The organism is Paenibacillus polysaccharolyticus, from assembly GCF_900102085.1.
Lineage (GTDB): Bacteria > Bacillota > Bacilli > Paenibacillales > Paenibacillaceae > Paenibacillus > Paenibacillus polysaccharolyticus.
Window position 1 is genome coordinate 114083 of sequence record NZ_FMVM01000015.1, and the last position, 22824, is coordinate 136906.

At 44.4% G+C, this 22824-nt stretch carries 12 protein-coding genes; 4 read left to right on the forward strand and 8 right to left on the reverse strand.

Features of this window, described 5'->3' with window-relative positions:
• Window positions 1-7 precede the first annotated feature (7 nt).
• The 6 genes from BLQ13_RS20510 to BLQ13_RS20535 all read right to left on the reverse strand — a co-directional run bounded on the left by BLQ13_RS20510 (window position 8) and on the right by BLQ13_RS20535 (window position 12465).
• The gene (locus tag BLQ13_RS20510; RefSeq protein WP_090923548.1) at window positions 8-6070 is read right to left on the reverse strand and encodes a DUF7601 domain-containing protein; all 6063 of its coding nucleotides are present in this window, start codon (window positions 6068-6070) and stop codon (window positions 8-10) included.
• Window positions 6071-6328: 258 nt separating this feature from the next.
• Window positions 6329-7819: an aldehyde dehydrogenase family protein gene (locus tag BLQ13_RS20515; RefSeq protein WP_090923549.1), complete on the reverse strand. Its 1491-nt coding sequence runs from the start codon at window positions 7817-7819 to the stop codon at window positions 6329-6331.
• A 15-nt stretch (window positions 7820-7834) separates the two neighbouring features.
• Window positions 7835-8920, reverse strand: coding sequence for a 5-methyltetrahydropteroyltriglutamate--homocysteine S-methyltransferase (locus BLQ13_RS20520; protein WP_090923550.1), 1086 nt, complete (start codon window positions 8918-8920; stop codon window positions 7835-7837).
• Between the two features lie 222 nt (window positions 8921-9142).
• Window positions 9143-10882 carry an ABC-F family ATP-binding cassette domain-containing protein gene (locus BLQ13_RS20525; RefSeq protein ID WP_090923551.1) on the reverse strand — a complete coding sequence of 580 codons (1740 nt, stop codon included), beginning with the start codon at window positions 10880-10882 and terminating at the stop codon, window positions 9143-9145.
• Between the two features lie 333 nt (window positions 10883-11215).
• Window positions 11216-12079 (reverse strand): aldo/keto reductase, encoded by an 864-nt coding sequence (locus BLQ13_RS20530; RefSeq protein ID WP_090923552.1) that lies wholly within the window; start codon window positions 12077-12079, stop codon window positions 11216-11218.
• On the reverse strand, window positions 12079-12465 hold the full coding sequence (locus BLQ13_RS20535) for an ArsR/SmtB family transcription factor (RefSeq protein ID WP_244159404.1): 387 nt from the start codon (window positions 12463-12465) through the stop codon (window positions 12079-12081). The genes BLQ13_RS20530 and BLQ13_RS20535 overlap by 1 nt, the downstream gene beginning before the upstream one ends.
• A 311-nt stretch (window positions 12466-12776) precedes the next feature.
• Between BLQ13_RS20535 and BLQ13_RS20540 the strand changes: the two genes are divergently transcribed.
• From BLQ13_RS20540 to BLQ13_RS20555, 4 genes are all read left to right on the forward strand, one after another.
• Window positions 12777-13772, forward strand: a complete 996-nt coding sequence (locus BLQ13_RS20540; protein WP_090923554.1) for a YndJ family transporter — start codon at window positions 12777-12779, stop codon at window positions 13770-13772.
• A gap of 132 nt (window positions 13773-13904) precedes the next feature.
• Window positions 13905-14357 carry a HEAT repeat domain-containing protein gene (locus BLQ13_RS20545; RefSeq protein WP_090923555.1) on the forward strand — a complete coding sequence of 151 codons (453 nt, stop codon included), beginning with the start codon at window positions 13905-13907 and terminating at the stop codon, window positions 14355-14357.
• A 229-nt stretch (window positions 14358-14586) separates the two neighbouring features.
• Entirely contained in the window at window positions 14587-16617 is a 2031-nt protein-coding gene (locus BLQ13_RS20550; protein ID WP_090923556.1) for a right-handed parallel beta-helix repeat-containing protein, read from the forward strand.
• 199 nt (window positions 16618-16816) lie between these two features.
• A complete protein-coding gene (locus BLQ13_RS20555; RefSeq protein ID WP_139168929.1) occupies window positions 16817-17005 on the forward strand; it encodes a hypothetical protein in 189 nt (62 codons plus the stop codon).
• A gap of 165 nt (window positions 17006-17170) precedes the next feature.
• Here BLQ13_RS20555 and BLQ13_RS20560 read toward each other — a convergent pair whose 3' ends face one another.
• Window positions 17171-17551 carry an Imm1 family immunity protein gene (locus BLQ13_RS20560; protein ID WP_090923558.1) on the reverse strand — a complete coding sequence of 127 codons (381 nt, stop codon included), beginning with the start codon at window positions 17549-17551 and terminating at the stop codon, window positions 17171-17173.
• A gap of 736 nt (window positions 17552-18287) precedes the next feature.
• Window positions 18288-22754: an S-layer homology domain-containing protein gene (locus BLQ13_RS20565; RefSeq protein WP_090923559.1), complete on the reverse strand. Its 4467-nt coding sequence runs from the start codon at window positions 22752-22754 to the stop codon at window positions 18288-18290.
• Window positions 22755-22824 lie beyond the last annotated feature (70 nt).

A 22824-nucleotide genomic window follows, 5' to 3' on the forward strand; every position in this document is an offset into this window, starting at 1 on the left:
CCGGTCATTAAATGTGCTTTTTCTTCTTGTTACCGAGCAGACAGAAAGCGATCGTGATCAAGGACATCAGTGCCAAAATCATATAGAACATTGGCGATATACTGTTGTCTCCTGTTTTCGGAGCATCGTCCAACTCGTTGCTGACGTTATCCGTAACCTGGTCACCTTTGGTCGCTCCACCGTTGCCATTGTTGGTCCCGGTGTTGCCCGTGTTTGTTCCTGGAGTACCACTATTGGTTCCGGTGTTGCCGTTGTTCGTTCCCGGAGTACCGTTATTGGTTCCGCTGTTGCCAGCGTCAGTTCCTGGGATACTGTTATCGGTTCCTGGAACACCATTATCTGTTCCACTGTTCCCATTGTTCGTTCCCGGAGTACCGTTGTTGGTTCCTGGAATACCATTATCGGTCCCACCGTTCCCATTGCTCGTTCCTGGAGTACCGTTGTTGATTCCTGGGATACCAGGGTCGGTCCCACTGTTGCCAGTGTTCGTTCCTGGAGTACCGTTGCCGGTTCCACTGTTGCCAGTGTTGCCTCCGCTGTTACCACCGGAGCCACCACCTGAACGGATCGGCTTCATTGGCACATCGTATTTGACAATGTCAAAATCTACAGAAATCGTACCGCTAGTGTGCGTTTCGTATCCATCCTTCGTTACAACCAGATAGTAATCTGCTTCAGGGAATACCATGTACGCATAGAATCCCTTGACATCGCTATCCTGCTCTGGACTCTTATTGTCGTGCGGCGGGAAATTTGGAACCGCTGGAAGTGTTACTTTTGTACCCGGAATGCGACCTTTATCTCTATTCCGCTGTGTATCCGCATAATACAGTGTAACTTTGGCTCCTTCAATTTTCTTGCCCGTGCTCGCATTTCCTGTAGTTTCATCGTAGACCGTACCGTAAGGGTCAACTAATTCCTCAGAAATATTCAGCTCTCCGTTAGCTTTCACGTCGAGTTGCGTCACTTTGAGGAGTAACTCCTCACCAGTCTCCACTTGATAACGAACTTCCATGGTGTACTTCTGTTCGCTTAAGCCTTCCACGGAGAACGTTCCGTTCGAAGCCATTGGAAAAGCCTTAGGACGACCATTTTCCGTAATATAATTACCGTCTCTGTCTTTCAGGTAGATATACATATGGCTGGTATGCAAGCTGTTAAATAGCTCTGTTGTTCCGTCCATTTGTTTGAGCATAATGATACCTACAGCCGTGATATCCGCTGGAATGGTCTCGTCTGTAACACTGCTGTTTACATTTGCTTTTTGTGTAAACTTAACAGGTACATCTCTTCCGCCTACCCGATACAACTTCGTATATGTGATCGTGTAGTCCGTATCCGCTACGGCTGGGACTGCATATTCACCCTTCTCATTCGTCTCAATCTGAAGCTCTTCACCTGTCTTCAGATCAGTCACCGTGATGGATGCATTCGGAATAACTTCTCCTGTATTGTTGTCACGCAGTACACCTTCCAGATAAGGGCGAGTATTTTTAAATTTAGCCTCCGCCGCTTTTTTCTCCGGAATCACACCCGTGCGAACAAAACGTTCAGGGTCTGTCACATAACCATCTTTCGTGTAATCGTCCTGCGTTACCGTATACTCGAGAGATGAAGGCAGTCCTTGCACAATAAGTGTCTGGCCATCGGTAAGCTCGAAGCTATCGCCGTTCTTGATCATGCCCTTGCTGCCATCTGACTTCTCATAGGCGTAGGACTCATCTGATCCCTCACCTGTGAAGGTGATGGTGTACTTAAACAGCTTGCTCTTATCTTCGTCTTTGCCTTTCACTGTGTTGCTGATGAGTAATCCGCCCTTCAAAACGCGCACGTTCGTGAATGGTGCTTCTTCATCCATGCCTTTCATCACTTCGGAATAATACCGTTCCCCAGGAGTAGTCATGTATTCATCGGTTGTGTAATCTTTTTGGCTAACTGTGTATCTCAGATGTTTAGGCAGGTCTGAAATATCCAGTGTCTCTCCATCCTTGAGGCGGAAGGTGTCGCCAGACTTGATCGTGCCTGTACTATTATCCGACTTCATGTAAGAGTAACTTTCATCTTTGCCTGTTTCTTCAAAGTGAATGGTGTACTCGAACTCCTTCGTCTTATCGCCACCGTTGCCCATGACCGTATTACTAATAGTCAGCTTGTTAACGGTTCGTTCGTTGATGAAGTCCGCTTTATGATCACCTTTGTTCACAATGGAGCCGGACAGCTCTCTCGTATCAGGTGTGGTCGTATAGCCATCAACGGTCGTATAATCGTCCTCAGTCACGGTATAGACCAGATTCGCAGGCAAAGCAGGAAGTATTGCAGATTCCCCATGCTTGAGGACGATCTTGTCTCCATTTTTGAGCGTTCCAGACGTATTATCCGATTTCTTATAGACATACTCTTCGTCCTGACCTTCACCAGTGAAGGTCACAGTGTATACAAACCCTTTGTTCGGATCACTGCCGTTGCCCTCTACCTTATTGGTAATGGTCAGCTTGCCTTGGGCAGGTGTCGGCACAATCAGCGGTAGATCCGAGGTTACTTTTACCCCGTCTACCCAGAGAGGTTTTCCCGGTGTATTTCCTACATATACTTGATAAATCTTTGTTGTAGGCAACCAAGTATTTGTATCAATGTATGTTTCCTTCAGCTCATAGTAGCCTGGGTCAGGGAATAGAAGATTAAGTTTACCTAAATTATCGGTTTTTCCTTTGATAACTGTAGTTCCGCTGTCTTTTTTATAGAGTGTAAATTCTACATCTTTCAACGGATTTCCATTTGGATCTACTTTTCTCAGAGGCAACAAGGCATTGGAGCTTGAACTACCTGCTACGTCTGAACTGTCCAGTGTACTTTCACTTCTAGCACTGACAGCACTCAGACTGTCATCGCCCTTCAGTTTTACCTCGTTGCCCATTTTGTCTCCGGCTTTCGCTTTCGAAGGATCAACTTCAGTTTGGTATACAAACTGGTAAAACTTATTCGGGTTGTTCATTTTGAATTTGAGGACGGTAGTCCCATCTGCACCTGGTGCAACCTCTACTTGAACTTCGCTATTAGGATCGCTCAGGTCGAGGGCTTCACCTCGTTCCAGAGTACCGCTAGCTGTTAGTTTAGCAGGGTAGACGGCCATACTAGGTGATGTCAGCACAAGCTTTCCGTTAACTTCATAACGTAAGTTCATGCCTGCACCCAGGGTATCCTCCAGATAAACGCCCTGCTTCATGTTAAATGGCGGAGTATAGTTTACTGTCCATTCCAACACACCTGGAACAGGTTTAGTTACCGACTTGCCCAGAGTCTGGATCGGCACGATAATCTTACGCTGTTCAGAGACAATCTTTTCTACTCCACCCCAAGACATATGGAGGTCAGCTTTGTTATATACCACTTGCTTGTCCGTGCCATTCGTCGTGTATTCGTTCAAATATTCCTCTAAAGCTTCGTTAGAAGGTCTTGCCTTCACCAAGATAACATAAGGACTTTCTAATTTAGAGAAAGTGAACGTTCCTACGTTGCCATTATGGGTGAAGGAGCTTACGACATGAGCGTCAGTGCCTGGTTCAATAATGGTCTTGGCATCGTTTCTCGTACCGTAATCTGTACCTGAACTGTTGTCGGAAAATCCTTTCCAAAGCTCATAGTCTTTACCTTCGGAAAAAGGAACAAACTCCCAGCCTTCAGGCAATGTGTCCACTAACTTCATATTACTAATGACTCGATTACCGCCATCTTTAGCCATTTCTTCTGTGTTATATCCGGGCATGTTTACCCCTAGACGGAAGGTGACTGTCTTGGTTGTCCGGTCATAAGCAGAAATCGTCCATGCATCATTACTATCGTTTCTAATGTAACTGTTAACGTTATTTGGGCTAACATTTTCAAGTGTGCCATCTACTTTCAATGGTCTCGAAGCAAAGAGCATATCCTTGTTCAGCATACGCAGGTGAAGATTGGCATTGTTTTGCGCTTGTCTTACGTTCTCACCATCAATGAGCAAAGCGCGATTAGAACTTGTTTTGCCTACGTTGATGTCCTGTCTGAAAAGGATGTCCGGGTTGGTCTCCAGTGCACGGAAGCTGAAGGATGCGGAACTATCCGTATATCCTGTCACCTTAATTAAATCCGCCACCACTTTACCATCCACCGTTAAAGGGATTGCCTTCATCGTCAGATTGGCTTCACTCGTCTTCAGCGTTCCTGCCTTATACTGCTTCCAAAGCTGTGCAGAAGTTACATTTGCTTTAATTTTCGCAATGGTTTCTGCACTCACTTCACCACTTACATCTACGGCGTTGTCCAAAACGTCCATATTACCGCCATGTACCAGGACATCATATACCGCTGCATTCGGCAGAGCATATTGTGGGGCAAGGTTAACCGTCCACGTGATGCTGCCTTGGTTATAATCCTCTATAGAAACAGCGCCTGATTTGGTGAAATTGTGCGCACCGATGTTGACGATGGCCTCGTCCGTTACTGCCACAGGCCATTTACCCGTCGTTACATCGTTGTTCTGTATACCAGCCGGTGTATCCAAATTCCAGTTGGCGCGAGGATCAATTCTGAAGCTGGAACCACTTATTACTTTACTTTTAATAAACAAATCCACTTTACCGTTAATATTTCCAAAAGAATACACACCGTTTGCATCTGGTGTAATGGGTGTTAATCCAGATTCGGTGCCATCCTCTTGCCATTCAGCCGATACAAAATTCAGCCCGGCAGGTAAAACGTTAGTAATCGTAAAGTCCTTTAACCCATTTTTGTTATATCGGTTAACTGTGACTTTCCAGGTAATGGTTTCACTCGCATGATCGTATGAAGCACTGGATTGAATCCAGTCGGGAGCAAATGTCATCTCCAGCCCAGCCTGCACCAGCATGCTATTGTCTTGTCTCAGTTCCACTTTACCATTCATATCCCGGTGACTACGCCCCAAATTGCTTGGCGGATTCCGATACTCGTAATAATAGGATTCCTTAGGAATCCAGGTTTTATATTCTACTTTTGGTTCCGAACCTGTTCCCTGTGGAAAAATGTAAGTCAGCGATCCGTCTGCTCCAACAACTGGTGCTACGTTCTGATCGTTAACTTTGAAGGAGCCCTCCATATAAATACCGCGTGAATTTCCAGGGTTTGTATTATATGCTGAGGGATTTGTATAAAATGTCTTCCCGTCTAATGGCAATTTGATCGTTTTATCAAACTGATCGGATGCGGATACGGTTGACTGCCAAGTAATCGCGCCTTCTACGAATTGGGCCGGTTGAATTCCGCGATAACTATATTGATCCCACCTGATCATTCCAGGCGAGGTTAACGTGATACCGTACTCTGCTGTAACATTTGGATTCTCTAGCTGATATGTACTACCAAAGATGTTGACAGTCTTTTTATCTCCATAATTCAATCCCGTTACATCTGCATCAGCTGTCGTTTCGAAACTGAAAGTAACACCTCGTCCAACACCATTGAAAAAGTTATCATCACCATCGAAGACAACTCGAATGCTATTTGGAGTAAAATAGGTAGTACCCAGTTGTTTAGTGCCTGAGTCAGTCTGTGCATACAAGGTTCTGGTCGCTGTCGGAAGCACGACTTCCTTGAAGTGATCTTCTCTTTTCAGCTCAATCCAGTCACCCTTTTGAATGTATTTCTCAGGATCTGCATTCGTTGGATTGGCATCATCCCCATTGACAGGTATCTTGAGCCCTTCCGATTTGAGCGTAAATGGTTGTCGTCCCTTAATAATACCGTTCAGATCAATGACCACATTCCCTTGCTTCAACTCCAGCGGAAAGGATACATTAGATTCCATAAAAACTGCTGTTTTATCCATTGGGACAGCTGCCAGCATTATGGAATTGTTGGGTACATCATATACTGCCTCGGATACTGAAGTTGGTTCTTCCATACTCATCGAGTCAGATTCGCTAACTGCGCCCATTCCATTATCGTTAGGTACACTCTCTGCATATGCGGCAGTGGAGAACATCACTGTCTGCATAACAAGCATAATTGCCAGAAATAAGGACAATAGCGGTTTACCTACATTGCGTCTTTGCTTCAATACGAGAATCTCCTCCATTTCTAAAATTTATGGCGAAACTGGCATACCTGACCATTATAAATTAGAGGTCTAACCAAATTCTGACCACCTGTATATTTGCCCTTTAGATCTCATATGTAAGCAAAAAAGCGCCCTGTCTACTGATTAACAATCAGTAAACAAAGCGCAAATGGAGAGCCAATATTCAATGTTTAATTCTATTTCACATCATATTTATTCCTTGAACACTGCTGATGTGGTGTGTTATTCGATTAAAATCTATTCAGGTATATATGGAAGATCCAGCATCTTCGGAACGTTGATCACATGTTTTTCCGTATACGTGAGAATACCCTCTGCGCCGTATTCACGGCCAATACCCGATTGCTTGAAGCCACCAAAAGGGAACTGAACATCAAGCCCCTGCACAGCGGCTGTATTAATCATGGTTGTTCCAGCTTCGAGTTGACGTGCCAAAGTGATGGCATCCTCTTCTTTTCCCCACACAGAACTCGTAAGTCCATATATGCTCTCATTGTGCAGTTTAATAACCTGCTCTTCATCGTCAAATGGCAGAACTGGAACCGTCGGACCAAACTGTTCCTCCACGACAATCGGATCATGAGCATCGCAATCCAAAACAAGTGTAGGTTGCAGGTAGTAACCTTGTTCAAACCGATTTCGATCCAGGATTTGGCCGAGAGGGATGACCTTGGCTCCGCGCTTCTGCGCATCTTCAACCAGACCATTCACGTACTCTCTCTGCTTCGAGTTATTAACGGGTCCCACCGTCGTGTTTGGATCAAAAGGATCACCAATTCGAATCCAGCGATTAGCTGCCTCTATATATTTTTCCACAAATTCATTATAAATCGAACGGTGCACATATACGCGTTTGGCAATCATACAGATTTGGCCTGTCGTCAAGAAGTTAGAGATGACAATCCGGCGCATGGCTCGCTCATCATGAACATCAAAGCTTTCCAAGAAAATCGCCGCGTCATTCCCGCCAAGCTCCAGCGTCATATCTTTAATCGTTTCGGAAGCGGCTTTGATAATATGCTTCGCTGTTGCAGTTCCACCTGTAAAGGCGATTTTCGTCACAAGAGGATGACTCGTCAGTTCAACGCCCACATCCGCATCACCGTATACGACATTGATTACACCCGCAGGGAACTCACTGGCAATGATCTCTGCCACCTTCGCCGCCGCCAGTGGTGCATACGGACTTGGTTTAAGCACGATCGTATTGCCCGCAAGTAAAGCTGGAGCGATCTTGATTGTAGATAGAGCAATAGGGTAGTTCCATGGACTAATCGCTGCTACCACACCGATCGGATCATAGGATACAATCGTTTTACCCTGGTCATGCTCGTGAACCTCGTCCGCCAGAACGGATGCAGCTTCATTACAAGCAAACTCCATCCACATCAGCGAAACAAAAATTTCACCATGTGCATCATACAGAGGCTTGCCATGCTCTCTAGACAGCAAATGCACAATGTCATTCTCCGCTGCTTTAATTTTCTCTATCGCCTTGCGCATCCGAGTAATGCGTTCGTCAATGGAGGTCTGTTTCCACGTTTTAAAAGCCCCTGACGCCGCTTCAATGGCGGTGACCGCTTGTTCTTTGGTCGTGACAGGGAAATAACCTACGATTTCAGTTGGATTAGCCGGATTCTCTTTTGCTAACTGCGAAAGGGATTTTACATGTTGACCGTTAATGAAGGCTTCAACTGTAACTGTCTCTTGATCTGCTTGAATTGTCATATGAAATCCCCTCCCTTAACTCCATACTTCTTCTGCAATTTCCTTAACGTAACGAAGTTTACGCCATTGTTGTTCTTCTGTTAAAATGTTGCCTTCTTCGGTGGAAGAAAAGCCGCATTGTGGGCTCAAACAAAGCTGATCCAGAGGAACATAGGTTGCCGCTTCTGCAATCCGGGCTTTGATCTGTTCTTTATTTTCTAACTCGCCGGTTTTCGATGTGATTAAACCAAGCACGATTTTCAAATCTGTTCGATTCACATATTTTAATGGCTCGAAACTACCTGAGCGCTCATCGTCAAATTCTAAAAATAACCCATCTACATTTAAGCCTCCAAAAATAACTTCAGAAGCATAATCGTAACCACCGGTTGAGAAAAAGTTGGATTTATAGTTACCCCGACAAATATGCATCGTCACAACTAAATCTGCCGGTTTATGAGCCAAAGTTTCATTAATCATGCGCTGCATCGTTTTCAACTCTACTGCCGGTTCCAACCCTTTAGCGCGCAGTTTATCATGACCAGCCTCTGAGAATAGGTCTGCCCAAGCTGTATCATCTAATTGTAGATAACGGCATCCTGCATCATAGAAGGCTTGAATGACCTTTTGATATGCTGCAATCGTATCCTGAAGGAATTGCTCACGATCCGTATAGCTGTTGGCGCCGTTTTCCAATCGATAGAGAAGCATATTCGGACTTGGAATAGTTTGTTTTGCCACGGCGTCCCCTGCATGTTTTTTCAAAAACTTAAAATGATCCACAAAGGGATGCGTAGAGAAATCGACCTTACCTACAACTCGAATTCCGCCCTTACGAGTCTGCATGTTATGGAATTTAGGTCCATCAATTTCCTCATACAGCTCTACACCGTCCAAACCACCCAGGAAATCAAAGTGCCACCAGCTTCTGCGAAACTCACCATCCGTGATAGCGAGTACGCCATTTTCTTTTTGTTTCTCAATCAATCGGATGATCTCTTGATCCTCGACATCTCTTAGTTCTTCATATGTAATAGTGCCAGCTTTATATTGTTCACGCGCCTGACTCAAGTTCGCAGGACGTAGGAAGCTTCCAACATGATCGTTACGGAATGGTATCATAGAAAAATCTCCTTCTAACTTTTAGTTACCTGAGTATAGCATGATCAAAATGGTTACAGGTTATATGAAAAAAGCATGACTGGTCATAGCTTTTAGCAATAGCCAGAAGGCCTTAGAAAGCAAAAAATCCACAACCGCATAGGGTCATGGATTTACAGGGTGTAGCCCTATTTTTAAAATAATCGTTCATTAATAAAATTGTACCCGTCTCAACTAATATGATTATAGTTGCTTGATAATACCTTCCAGCTCATCGACCAAGCCTTTTGCCCGTTCAAAATCGGTATTTTTCAAAGCCAATTCGATTTGCATTTCAACAGCCTTTTTATTTTGTTCATTTTGCAAATAGTCTTTATCGAAATGACTGGCGTATATCATTTGTCTGAACTTGCGCATGCTCATTTTTCTGATCGTCTTATTCTCAATAATGAGTACATAATCCATACCGTTGACGACCGAATAGAAATCATGCGAAACCATGAGGATCGCGCCTTGATATTCTTCGATGGCTTTCTCCAGTGCAATCTGCGAATAGATATCTAGATGGCTTGTCGGTTCGTCAAGAAGCAACAGGTCAGCTTGAACCCCGGCAGCTTTAGCCAGTTGAAGCATGTTTTTTTCGCCGCCGGACAGTGATTCGATCTTTTGATCCAGGATTTCGCCTTCAAAGCCGTAGTTCACAAGATAGGCTCTGATCTCATCATACGTTTCAAACCCGGCATCGATGAATTCATGTAGGATTGTATTCGAATCTTTGAGCGTTTCGCCTTGAAGCTGTGATAAATAAGCCAATTTGAGATCCTCATTGATTTCGATGGATGGCTGATTGTTTTTGAAAATATCCCGAAGCAACGTTGTTTTTCCAGTACCATTGGGGCCGATGATGGCCACTTTATCTGTCGATTTGATCTCGAAGTTCACATCTTGCAGAACTAGCTCATCAAAGGAAACACTATAGTTATCGACCTTGATCGCGATGCTGTCTTCCACTTGATGATCCAGGCCAAACCGAATATTCGGCTGCTTGATGTCGACAAACGGTGCTTTGATTCTGCGCGCTTCCAAACGTTCTTGAAATTTCACTCTCGCTTTTAACGCTCTTCCTCTGGAAGCTTCCGAATTAATCGTTGCGATGGCTCTGAGATTTTCGATGACACCATCGTATCTTTCGATCTCTTCCGCTTCAGCAACTGCGATTTCCTGCAGTTCAATCTTCGTCTGAAGCAAGGAGAAATTGTACTCGATATATCGTCCGTCAAACTCCTGAAGCTCCATGTTCTCAAGGTGAATGATTTTGTTGAAGCAATGATTCAACAGATAGCGGTTATGCGTAACGACGAGTAACATGCCTTTATGGGAATTAATCAATTTTTTTAACGCATTGAGATTTTCAAAGTCTAGAAATACATCCGGCTCATCCATGATCATCAGATCCGGACTGTGGAGCATTTCCTTCATGACTTGAATAAGCTTGAATTCCCCGCCGCTTAAGGACGATATGCTTGCATCCTTCAGCTTCATGAGGTTGGCCAGGTTTAGCTGTTTATGAATGGTGTTTTCATATTCATCTCCGCCCATGGCCTCCAGTGCGTCCAAAGCCAATTGCACTTTTTCCATCAGTGAATCCATATCCGATGTGTTGGCCATTTCCGCATAAATCGCTGTGATCTCATCCTGAAGCTTGATAAATTCTTCTGCGATATATTCAAAAACCGTCATTTCTGTCGTTGGGTCTACCTGTGAGAACTGACTCATATACCCGATTGTGCAATCCGGATCGATCTCCAGCTTCCCCTCGAACAAATGTCTTTCCGGGTCCATCAAGATTTCAATCAACGTACTCTTGCCACTACCGCTTGTGCCAATAAAAGCGCAGTGTTGGCCCTCTTCGAGGGTAAATGAAATGTCTTTGTAGAGTTCTTTTTGTGGAAACGAGAAGGATAGATTTTGGGCTTTAATCATGGTGTTACCTTTCTTGGTATCTAAAATAGTGTAATTATGATGTGGGATTGTTGCAGAACGTAAGTTTGAATAAGCCTGAAGTTGTCGATTCTCAGCGTAACACCGATTGAGGTCAAGTACAATTGATTTGTATTTCTAGGTACGAACCAAAGTTTGGCTGTGTCAGATCACTGCTTAAAATGAACCAGTAAACCAGTTCCCAAAACATTGAATTGTTATTAGTGGGGTCAGTTAACGATGACTTTGTGTTTACTTGTGGTACATTCCTCCGCACTGTCTATAACAACACGTTTAGGGCCATTCTTTGTCGAATGGCCCTTCATTTATAAGTGATTATGGACGACTGAATAGTTTCATTAATTTGATGTAAATCGGATGGACCATAAGACCTGTCGGGCTTACGGAGTATCTTTTTCCCGTATCCAATCGGCGAATATGTTCCATTTCCTCAGCATTAAACTCAAAATCAAATAATTCACTGTTCTCTTTTATCCGCTCAGGATTTGATGATTTCGGGATTGCAATAATTCCCCGCTCCAGATGCCAGCGCAAAATGACTTGTGCCACCGATTTTCGGTGTTTATTAGCGATTGCGAGCAGTTTCGGGTGCTCCAGCAGTTCTTTGCTCCCCTGACCTAACGGGCCCCAGGCCTCGTGCAGAATCTGATTTTTCACCATATACTCATGCAACTCTCGTTGTTGGAATTCCGGGTGTGTCTCGATCTGATTCACCATGGGCAAAATCCGGGCATGTTTCTTAAGATGCTCCAAATGCTTGATCTCAAAATTAGCTACGCCTATGACTTTGATCCGGCCTTCGTCGTATAACTCTTCCATCGCTCTCCAGGCATCCTCATAATGGGCACCGGCAAAATGAATTAAATACATATCGAGATACGTTACGTTTAGTCTTTGGCAAGTTCGCTCAAATGTCTTTTTCGTCGCATGATATCCGAGATCCGTTGTCCAAGCTTTCGAGGTAATAAAGAAATCTTCCCGAGAAATGTCACTTTTTTGAATGACTCGGCCTAGCGCTACTTCATTCCCGTAAATTTTCGCTGTATCGAAATGGCGATACCCGGCTCGAATTGCCTCTTCAACCGTTTTTTCGAAAGATTCCCCCTGCTTGATCTTATATAAGCCGAATCCGAGTTGCGGAATATCGACTCCGTTATATGCTTGGATTGTATGTTTCATCAAAGATCGTCCCTTTCATTGGTTCGGGATCGTGATTCCGTAGCTGGCTCCTCACATTGTTCAAATAGCTTATCAATCTCGCTCGCCAAGTTTTTCAACGACTTCAGCTTGCTTCCGGCGTCCAGCAGATAAAAGTTACGAGTTCCTTCTTTGTGAACGCTGATAATCTGCGCTTCTTTCAGTATTTTCAGATGGTGGGATACAGCAGGCCGGGAGAGGTGTGTTTGTAATCTGATCTCACCCACACGCATGCCCGGTTTCTGCGGTCCTTGAATCAAAGCCATCAATATCGCCTGCCGAGTCTCGTCTCCAATTGCATTCAGTACCTTCTGGTTGTTCTTAAATTCGGTCGCGATTGTATTCAAAAATTGCTGTTCGACGGGAATCTCCCCTTTTCGTTGAACCGTTCAATTCTTTTGACGAATATAAGATACCACGATCTCAGACACAGCAGTACTTCGGGAAAGAAATCCAAGAACAACATTTTTCCAATTGCACGGGATTGCTCGAATACTTGCTGTGACTTGTGGTGGTAAGGTTGACCATGTTGTCTAGAGGGTCTCGTTTTATATGCTAGACAATATTTTGAAAATCAAATGTGTTAAACTTAAATGAGCATTGCCTGTCTATTCTAATGAATGCTACATAACTAAATATAGGCTGCTTATAGAACAAATATAGTGAGAAAGGAACTGCCATGAAGCGTTCTCTGAAGCAACCAATGAAGTCATTATTAATGCCTGTAATTCCCGGTGGAATCATGACGATTCTTATATTTTATTTGGATTACTTTCACTTCCAGCTTGTTGAGAAGTTCATACTGTTTGCGGCATTCGTCATTGTGCCTCTTGTCATTTTACTTTTGAAATATGATGCGAAGAATAAACAGCAACGAATAATGTTTGTGCTTATAAAGTGGCTTCAATATCCGGCCGCGCTTCTTACCCTATTTTCCGTCATGAGCAATAAGATGTGGGGATTCGAAGGCACAGCAATACCAGGCATGCTCTCCCTGGGTTGGCTACTGTTCACACTACTGCTGGGCATCTATGGCTTGACCACGATTGTGATGGCTAAAGGAAAAGCAGCGGAAATCGCAATTGGTGCGGGACTTGTTTACTTTTTTATCGGGGGAATATGGTTTACGTTATATCAATATCAAGTGGAGCTTTTCAATGCCAATGTTACTACGCATGCCTTGAGCTCGGTTCACTTTCATTTCTCATCTGCGATCGTTCCAATTTTCATTGGTGCACTGGGACGGATTATGGCGAAAAAAAGCTGGTATCCCTGGGTCGTTGCCATCGATATTATCGGACCGCTATTGATTGCTTTTGGTATGATTTTCTCCAAACCGATCGAGTACGTTGGTGTCGCTTTGTTCGCTTGTAATATTGTGGTATATACGGCTTATCTCCTGGCTTACTTAAGGAAAAACGCTTTGAATATGAAGGCATCCTTCTTCCTAGGCCTTTCTTGTATAGCCTTTTACACGGTTGTTGTCATCTCCATCTTCTATCCGTTACTGAAAAAGATGTACTCCTTAACCATACTCGACTTTATTCCCATTTACGGAGCTCTACACGCGTTCGGTTTTGTCTTATGCGGATTGATTGGTTGGGTGTACATGGTAGACTCTATTCAGGAGAAAAAGATGGCCAAGGAGAATAGATGGGTTGGTACATCTTTATGAGTTGGGTGAACATGGTTTCAGGCTAACCCATCGGCTTCATAGGAGTAGTTTAGTCAAGTTCGTGCTATAATAGGGATCACATAAATAACATTCATCATTTGCCGAGATGGCGATGATTAAGGAGATTGAATCTTGACGAACAACCATGATATTGGAGCAGTTAACGGACTACCAGAGAACTTTGAAGAGCTCAAACGAGCGGCTAATCGGACATCAAGCTGGAGAGACAGACTGAACGCGGTGAACGAATTGGGGAACTGGGACACAGAACCTACCATTAAGTTACTGCAGAATGTTTTGAAAAATGATCAAGTGTTCCAAGTGCGCGAAGCCGCATATCTCAAGCTCAAACAGTTGGGTGAAGAAGTACAAATGCCTGCCAAAAACAAAGGCGAGCTGTTTAAAGGTACGAACAAAATTTTGCTACGGATCAAAAAAAGCCTTCCCGAAGGTCACACATTTGAGGAATTCAAGGAAAAACTGCAAAAGACACGTCTGGATCTCTATGATACGTACGAGGGCGATAAAAATGCTGAGTTCGACTCCTGGCTCCATGATATTTGGGAGACACTAGGTAGAAGATAAGATGGCTGCCGTTCACCGTATGAATAGCAGATTGCAAAATAATAGCCGAGTAAAAAGCCACTTCAAAAAATGGAGTGGCTTCTTTATTTCTTCAGGGTCATCTCCATGAGATCAATGTCACCAGAGTAGCTGTTCATAAAACATCCATCTTCCTGTATATCCCATTACATTTATTTACTAGTATAATAGTGGAAACCAACAAACATTTTGAAATAGAAGGAGAGCTGTTATGGAATATCATGTATCCATATATGGGAATGATCAAGGAAAAGGAACCGCAGATCAACCCCTTCGTACCATATCACGCGCTGCGGCTCATGCCATGGCTGGTGATACCGTTATTGTTCATGCGGGAGTATACAGGGAATGGGTTAACCCGGCGAATGGAGGAACAGCCGAGCATCGAATCGTGTATCGATCCGCAGGAGACGGGGAAGTCGTCATTACAGGAGCTGAGCGGATTACCGACTGGAAGTCCGAAGGAAATGACGTTTGGAGCACAGAAGTGCTGAATTCCATCTTTTCCGTTCGTAATCCCTTTGAAGTGGAGCTTAGTGGAGACTGGTTGTTCGACGGGCCCTTCCCAGTTCATCTCGGCGATGTATATTTGGATGGAAAGTCATTGTATGAATGTGCTAATTTTGAAAGCGTTCACAATCCGGAGATTTGGCCCGAAGCCAAGTATTCCGAGGATTCACTGTTGAAATGGTACGCCGAAGTGGATTCTACGACGACGAAGATCTGGGCTAATTTTGGCGGAAAAGATCCTAGAAAAGAAAATGTAGAAATTAATGTACGTCCTTATTGCTTCTGGCCTGAGAAACCAGGATTGAACTATATCACCGTAAGTGGGTTCACACTCCGTCAAGCCTCTCCTCAATGGGCACCCCCTACGGACTACCAGGAAGGTCTGATCGGACCACACTGGAGCAAGGGCTGGATTATCGAAAACAATATAATCAGTGAATCCAAATGTGTTGGTATTAGCCTAGGTACCGAAATGGGTACAGGGCACACCAACTCTTTGGAAAAGCGCAGTAAAGGCGGGACTCAACGGGAGCAGGAGGTTATTTTACGAGCATTACGCTCCGGCTGGCATAAAGATATCATCGGCAACCACATCGTTCGGGGTAATGTGATTCATGATTGCGAGCAGGCCGGCATTGTAGGTCATATGGGCGCTGCCTTTAGCCACATTTACCAGAATCGGATTTATAATATTCATCATAAACGGCTCAGACACGGTGCCGAAGTCGCAGGAATTAAACTGCATGCTGCACTGGATACTCAAATTAACGAAAATATAATGTATAGTTGTTACCGCGCGCTTTGGCTTGACTGGCAGGCACAGGGCACTCGCATCAGTCGCAATGTATTTTTTGACAACATTTCAGAAGACCTCTTCGTTGAGGTGTGCCATGGTCCGTATATGGTGGATCACAATCTATTCCTCTCACCTATGAATTTCAGAAATATGGCTCAGGGCGGAGCATTTGCTCATAACTTATTTGCTGGCCGATTTGTCGTCCGTTCCGAGATTACCCGGATTACGCCATATCACTTCCCTCACGAGACAGCCATGGCGGGATACTCCAATATCACCGGAGGCGACGACAGGTACTACAACAATATCTTCTTGGGTGATAACGACGCCGACACCAATAAGGAACCTGTTCCAATCACCTTTTTTGAGCATCTTCCCCTCAAACCAAGGGATGCCGTTGGAGAGAACGGGAAGACGGTCATGGATGGTGTGCCGGACGATTCCATTTGTTATCTGCATGCTGTCGGACTTGGCGGTTACAATCAACATCCGAATGTGAAAGATAAAAAGTGGTGGGAATACACCAAAGAAGAGCTTATGGAGCTTGGCGATGCTGCAAAGGATTTCTTTATAGGAAACGCTGTTCTTCCGGTAGCTATGGGTGGCAATGTATATCTCAATCATGCGGTTCCAAGTACTCACGAATTAGATGCGAAGATACATTCACAGAAGAGCATAAAGATTGAGGTTGATTCTGCGCAAGGCAAGGTACTGGTGCAGATCAATGAGCCCGAATTGCTTCGAGGTACCTCTGCCATGGTGATTAACACCGACCTGCTCGGAAAAACGTATCACGCCGATATGAAGTACGAGGAACCCGAAAGCACTCCATATCGCTTGGACTCCGACTTTTTCGGTACAAAGAGACCCGATGCAGATGTTACATCAGGGCCGTTTGAGTTGAGCGAGAAGGGTAATGTTGAGTTTGAGATTTAGATTGTTATTGAGGGTCCAGTCACTTTGGGTGACTGGGCTTTTTTGTGCGGAGCCTATATTTCGATAATCAGGAAATAAGGCTTTGCTTGAAACAACACTCTAATTGTATTTGGGATAGCCTCTTACTTCAAAGAGGTTCAGATCGTTTCTGATCTCAGAATGAAGTTCGTCCACTAATATCTTTAGGATTGTTATGGAAGTGGCTACATTGCTCATTGGAGCAACGAAAACATATGATAAAGTTACAGAAGCCTATGTTGAGAATGCTATCAAAAATGAGTTTAAAGATGAACTTCCCTTCTTAGTCACTCGGAATTCTTTAATTGAGGAATTTGGGCTTATTGGAACGAATGAATATGTGAAACTTAAATTCGGTACTAGTGACTGAGGATTAGAACATATCTTAAGCAAACAATAGTAGTAACGTTTCAGTAGATGGTACTTGTGACGTTAAAAAGTATAGACTTGTTGTTAGTAGCGACTATGAAGTAGTACTTTATATCCTTTGGGCTGGAACCTAGCTGAATCTAAATCAAAACGATATACTAATAAACTACAATTCCATCCATTTAATACATGTTGGACGAGTTTTCGTCTTGAAAAATTCTGTGCACGCATCAGTCATTTGTTTAACTGTAATAACCATTGTACTTGCTAAAACTACTTCTGCGCCATGAACATCCTCGTAAAAGGTAACCGTTTCGTCCCTAATATTGTCATCACCGTAAGAAGCAAAAGTTCCCTTTTGTTCAGCATCTAAAAAGTACAACACACAATAATCATCCCGAACAAAAGCACATAATTGAGGGGCACCACTTCCTTCAAAGGTAAAAATAAACTGATTGGCATTAAATGCTGGACGATTTCGAATAAACTCAATTACCTGCGATTCTTTATTTATTACAATTTCTCCATTAAAATCATTAGCATACATTTGTAAGACCTACTTTCAGTAGCATAAAAAGGGATTTCCTCACCTATACAAGTCCTTGAGGCACATAAGCTAAAAAGAGTTTAAGAGCCCTCCTTATTTATTCTCATGTCCAATTTTTCACCCTACTTGTGGTACGGTTCTCCGTATCGGGTCTATCGGCGTAAATTGTGCTGCGATGTACCGTAGTCAAGATTCTATACCCGCTTGGTGAATTTCCATCAAACCTTAACATAAATGAAATGCCACCAAAGTAATCAGTAAGATAATTTCGCTAAATAGCTTCGGAGGCGTTATCAACGGGTATTCCTTACCCAACAACGATGCTTCTTTGTAACGGTAGAATCCCGGGCCCATCTACTATTATTTCGAGAGCTTGCTCAGAGGTGATTTTTTGATTCGGATCTCCGCTGCCTCGCACCAGGCGGCAGTTCTCTAAAGGGCTTTTCCGGATCTACTTGTCTTCTTCATTACATTTGAAAGCAATATAATTAGTCCACTTTATTATTAACTAAACATTCCGTCAATATAGAAAATCTTATTTCAATTCCTTTATTTGTTCCCTAATTCAATAACGGAACAAATTCTAATTCAGACATTTAGCCCAAAGCCTACGCACATACAAATCTATTTTACACAATAAAAAGGCTGGGTGAGAAACCGTAAGGTTTTCCGTCCAGCCTTTTGGCATGTTTGTCTTGCAAGGAAGTGTGAACTCTCCCTAGTCGTCTTTATGAGATTATTCTTTATTCATATTCAAAAGCATAACAATCGCTTCAGCTCTTGTTGCTTGTTTATGAGGATTAAACGTATTCGCCCCAATTCCGTTCACGATGCCGCGTTCTTGCAGCGTGGCTACTGCGCTTTTGGCCCAGATCGGGATTATCCCGTCATCTGCGAAGGAAGTAACTGCATTCGGGTCCAGTGGCAGACCAAACGCTTTCCCCATCATCGTCGCCATCTCGGCGCGCGTAATATTTGCATTCGCCCGGAAGGTACCATCGCTGTAGCCGCTAATAATGCCTGCTTGCACAGCTTGTGCTACCGCAGACCGTGCCCAACGCCCAATGTCTGCTTGATCTGTGAAGGTCAGCTCTGCACCTGCTTCCTGAACCTGCAAGGCATTCATCAGCATGACTGCAAACTCGGCACGGGTTATCGTTTTACCAGGCTTAAACGTTCCGTCACTATAGCCGTTTACGATTCCATCTTGAACTGCTTGCTTGATGTTTGCTTCAGCCCAATGCCCAGCAATATCGCTAAAGCTAATTTCCGGTTTGGCAGGGGTTACCGCCCCTTCCTCCGACACAGGAAGCCCTGTCGCCTGGTCTACAACAAGCACCGCAAACTTCGTAAAGTGATCAACCTCCGCTCTAATTGAATTTCCGCTTGTCTGACTGCCTTTCACTTCTACCCATTTTTTGTTTTCTTCATCGAAATAGAAGATTGCCACCCCTTGACCGCTCTTCACTTGACTCGCATCGAAGGTAAAAGTTAACGTTACCGGCTTGATGAAATTACCCGAAATATTTTTCAACACTTCATATACCGGGCTTGCAAGCACCTCTTTATGAATGAGAACCTTTTCCGTATCCAGCCATTTTGAAATCGTTAATTTCAGTTCCTGATTGACCGCGCCTACAGGAACAGTAATCTTCAACTGATCTTCCAGACTAACCTCGCCAAGTGATCCAACTGGAAGCGTTAGGCTGCCGTCTGTTGACGATACTTTAGCTGGCGTTGATGGTGTTGGAATCGGCACGATAGCTGGTGTTGACGGTGTCGGCGACGGAACGGTAGGTGTTGGTGTGATCGGTGCTGCTAGTACGGTTACCGTATAGGTCGTTTTCGTTTTTCCATCCTGCGCCGTCACAACGACCTTGCTACCTGTCAATAATGCAGTCGCAAGATCAGTCCCATTCGCCGCATACACCTCAAATGTCGCATCTGCAGATGGAGTGATAGCGGTCTTCAATGCGGCTAACGTTGTTCCGTAAGGAATGTTCGTTAGCGTTTCATTGGCCGTCCCGCCTGTGCTTACGGTTCCAATTGTAGAGGTTAACGTTGAAAGGGTGCTGACCCATTTCGCAAACAATGTCTTACTCGCCGTAATCGTAAAACGATCTGCCTCCGAATAATTTTTGCCGGATCCATCCGCTAAGGTATTCCATCCCGCAAAGGTGTAACCATTTCTGACCAAATTACCTGTGTTTCCACTAACGCTAACCGTATCTCCTCGAACATGAGAGGTTTGGGCAATCGGCAATTCTCCACCCGTTTTACCGTTTCCGTTATAGGTAACTTGAAGCTCCGAACTCCGCAAGTAAGGATATCCATTATTAACCGCGGAATCTATTGTCCAGATCTGACCGAAATCCCAATCTGTATAACTGGCTTGCGTCTTCATCTCCGCTGTCGTTAGTGCCGTCCCTACACTCGGTTGTACGGTTGTTTCACTTTCGTAAAAGCTATTTTTTACCGAACCGCCATACATCCCAACTAAGCCGCTTAAACTTCCTTCTCCTGTTAGGGTACTCGTTGCATAACTGTTATCGACACGAAAAACGTTTGCTCCAACTAATCCCGCTGCAACATTTTTCCCATCTACGCTTCCATGGAAGTAGCTATAAGATAGTAGTCCATTATTCGATCCTACAAGCCCACCTGTGTACAGACCGCTAATGCTTCCGATAGCAAAGCTATTTCTAATCGTACCACCTTCGTTAAAGCCGACCAACCCGCCTGCAACGTCCGCTGTTCCACTCACATTTCCCTTATAGAAGCTATCGCTAATTGCAGAGAAGTTATAACCAACCAACCCGCCTGTATACGAGCTGTCCCCCCCGCTCACACGCCCTGTGACGACCCCGCTGTTTGTGATGTTTCCATCGCTCGCTCCAACTAGTCCACCTACATAGCCTTTACTGCTGACTACATCGATATTTTCCAGAATGACATTATTGACCGTCGCGCTTCTCTCGATATAGCCGAATAACCCTGTAAAATCAGAACTTGTTGTATTTATCGTTAAATTCTTGATCGTATAACCATTGCCATCGAAGTTTCCTTCAAACGCATTGTACCAATCAGAACCGATTGGCGCCCAGCCTGCTCCTTCTGCATAGCCGCTCAAATCGATATCCGCTGTTAACTTAAAGCTCGAATCCAAGAAATCTCTAATCTTATTCAGTTCAGATGCCGTTCCAATCAGATAAGGATCTGCTACTGTTCCTGAGCCACCGGAAAATAGGAACTTTGTTGCTGGGAATGTTACCGTCACTACACCGGAATCGGCTGAATTCGTGACAACCGTCGCACCTGCTACCGTGAAGAAATTCGCAGGTACCCCCGTTAATCCATACCCTCTCTTGGGTGTAATCGTCATCGTAGCCGTGTAAGTCTCTCCTTGTACATACCGGGAAGCCACCTCTGGAGACCAAGTCACGGATGCGGTATATTCGTTTGTATCTATTTGTCGAATTGGCTCTTCGCCCACGACTGGAACAGCTAACCCGCTGATCGCTGCCGTCTTAATTGCCGTTGCAGCGCTCATCGTCACGGTATACGTAGTCTGCGTCACTCCATCTTCAGCGGTAACAATGACTTTTATGCCCGTCACCACTTCAGTGGCTAGCGTGGTTCCATCCGATTTGTAAATCTGAAATGTAGCATTCGCCGCCGGCGTGATCGCTCCCCTCAGATCTGCCAAACTCGTACTGTATGGAACATCGGTTATGGATTCATTAGCTGTTCCGAGTTGACTTACGGTTCCGATTGTCGAGGTCAGCGTAGCCTCTGTTTTTAAGCCGATATGTTCCTCAGCTACCAATAACTCTTGCTCATAAGACGCTGGGTTCTCATCGTCGGCAAGGAATCTAACATAGATTTTATCGCCCGGTTGTACGGGAATATTATCTACATTTGTACCTGTAATACGTTGAAACGCTCCATCATTCACCTTATATTCCATCAGGCTCGTCACATTATTCAGCTTCGTTCCATACTGTGACCCTTTCTCCAACGTTGCGGTTGAAGGAGCTGCTGCTCTTACAATCTTATAGCTCTTGCTCATAATCGGGCTATCTAATTTCCCCGGATACACCGCCATCGCTTTGATCGTGACATCGTCGTTGATTACGATTGGCGTGCCTGAATCGTATAATGCACTAGATCTCGTCGGCGTCTCGCCGTTTGTCGTGTAATGAATTTCAGTATCCGCTCTCTCACCCGTAAGCGTCACTTCTGAACCTACCGCGACAGATCCATCTGCAGGATCTGGGGAAGCCACAGGTTGAGCATTCGCAAATATTCTTAATTGAGGATATTGATGAGGGGGAACAAACCAAATCTGATCGAAATCCCAACCTGCAAATGTAGCTTGGAGCTTCATTTCTTCTGTACTTTTTCCGTTCCCTGCACCACTACTAATTCCTGTCGTGATTTGGTCGTAGTAGCTATTTATAACGAGGTTAGATCCACCATCACCTACTATTGCGCCTTGCTGCCGAGTTGCTGCTACGTTTCCTGTAGCATACGTATTTTCGATCATAACTATTGGATGCTTAAATCCGGCTATTCCACCCACCATATTATTCCCCGAAGTGGTAGCCATCGAATAGCTGTTTTTAATCGATGAATAATCGTGAAGAGCAGCTCCAGCCAATCCTCCTACAAGACTCCATCCTGATACGGTACCCGTTGTATAACTGTTAGAGATCTCTCCCTCTAAATTTCCTGCTATACCGCCAACCATCTCGTACGCTTTTATACGGACATTTTCCAGACCAATTGCCGTAACAGAACCAGTAGCCGTTATGGAACCAAAAAGTCCAACAAGAGAATTAAAAGGAAGATCTATATTCAATCCTGTAATGATATGCCCGGCACCATCCAATGACCCTGAGAAATTATCGATCGGCTGCCATGACGTACCACCGTCAAGACCATTGCCCTCCTCAAGAAACGCTGTCAGGTCAATATCATTTGCCAGTTTATAATGCTTGTCTGGATAATCGCGAATAACGTTTAGTTCCTCCGGTGAAGTAATCAGATAAGGATGCTCTACCGATCCATCACCGCCGCTAAAATCAGCCGCAAAAACCTTACCTCCTCCTGTTGTAAGCAATCCCGGCATACTGCCGATCACCATCATCATGATAAGTAAGAACGCCGTTACCTTCCTACCTACTCGAAATCTTGTACTCATGTCGTTTTCTCCTCCATACCCCTATTGAATTCGGTCCTCAGTATAGAACCCAAGCCATAAAAAAAACACT

What these genes read in the sequence shown, in the direction of transcription:
- BLQ13_RS20515 (WP_090923549.1), bottom strand. Translation starts at nt 7,819, where the DNA reads ATGACAATTCAAGCAGATCAAGAGACAGTTACAGTTGAAGCCTTCATT.
- BLQ13_RS20520 (WP_090923550.1), bottom strand. Translation starts at nt 8,920, where the DNA reads ATGATACCATTCCGTAACGATCATGTTGGAAGCTTCCTACGTCCTGCG.
- BLQ13_RS20525 (WP_090923551.1), bottom strand. Translation starts at nt 10,882, where the DNA reads ATGATTAAAGCCCAAAATCTATCCTTCTCGTTTCCACAAAAAGAACTC.
- BLQ13_RS20530 (WP_090923552.1), bottom strand. Translation starts at nt 12,079, where the DNA reads ATGAAACATACAATCCAAGCATATAACGGAGTCGATATTCCGCAACTC.
- BLQ13_RS20540 (WP_090923554.1), top strand. Translation starts at nt 12,777, where the DNA reads ATGAAGCGTTCTCTGAAGCAACCAATGAAGTCATTATTAATGCCTGTA.
- BLQ13_RS20550 (WP_090923556.1), top strand. Translation starts at nt 14,587, where the DNA reads ATGGAATATCATGTATCCATATATGGGAATGATCAAGGAAAAGGAACC.
- BLQ13_RS20560 (WP_090923558.1), bottom strand. Translation starts at nt 17,551, where the DNA reads ATGTATGCTAATGATTTTAATGGAGAAATTGTAATAAATAAAGAATCG.
- BLQ13_RS20565 (WP_090923559.1), bottom strand. Translation starts at nt 22,754, where the DNA reads ATGAGTACAAGATTTCGAGTAGGTAGGAAGGTAACGGCGTTCTTACTT.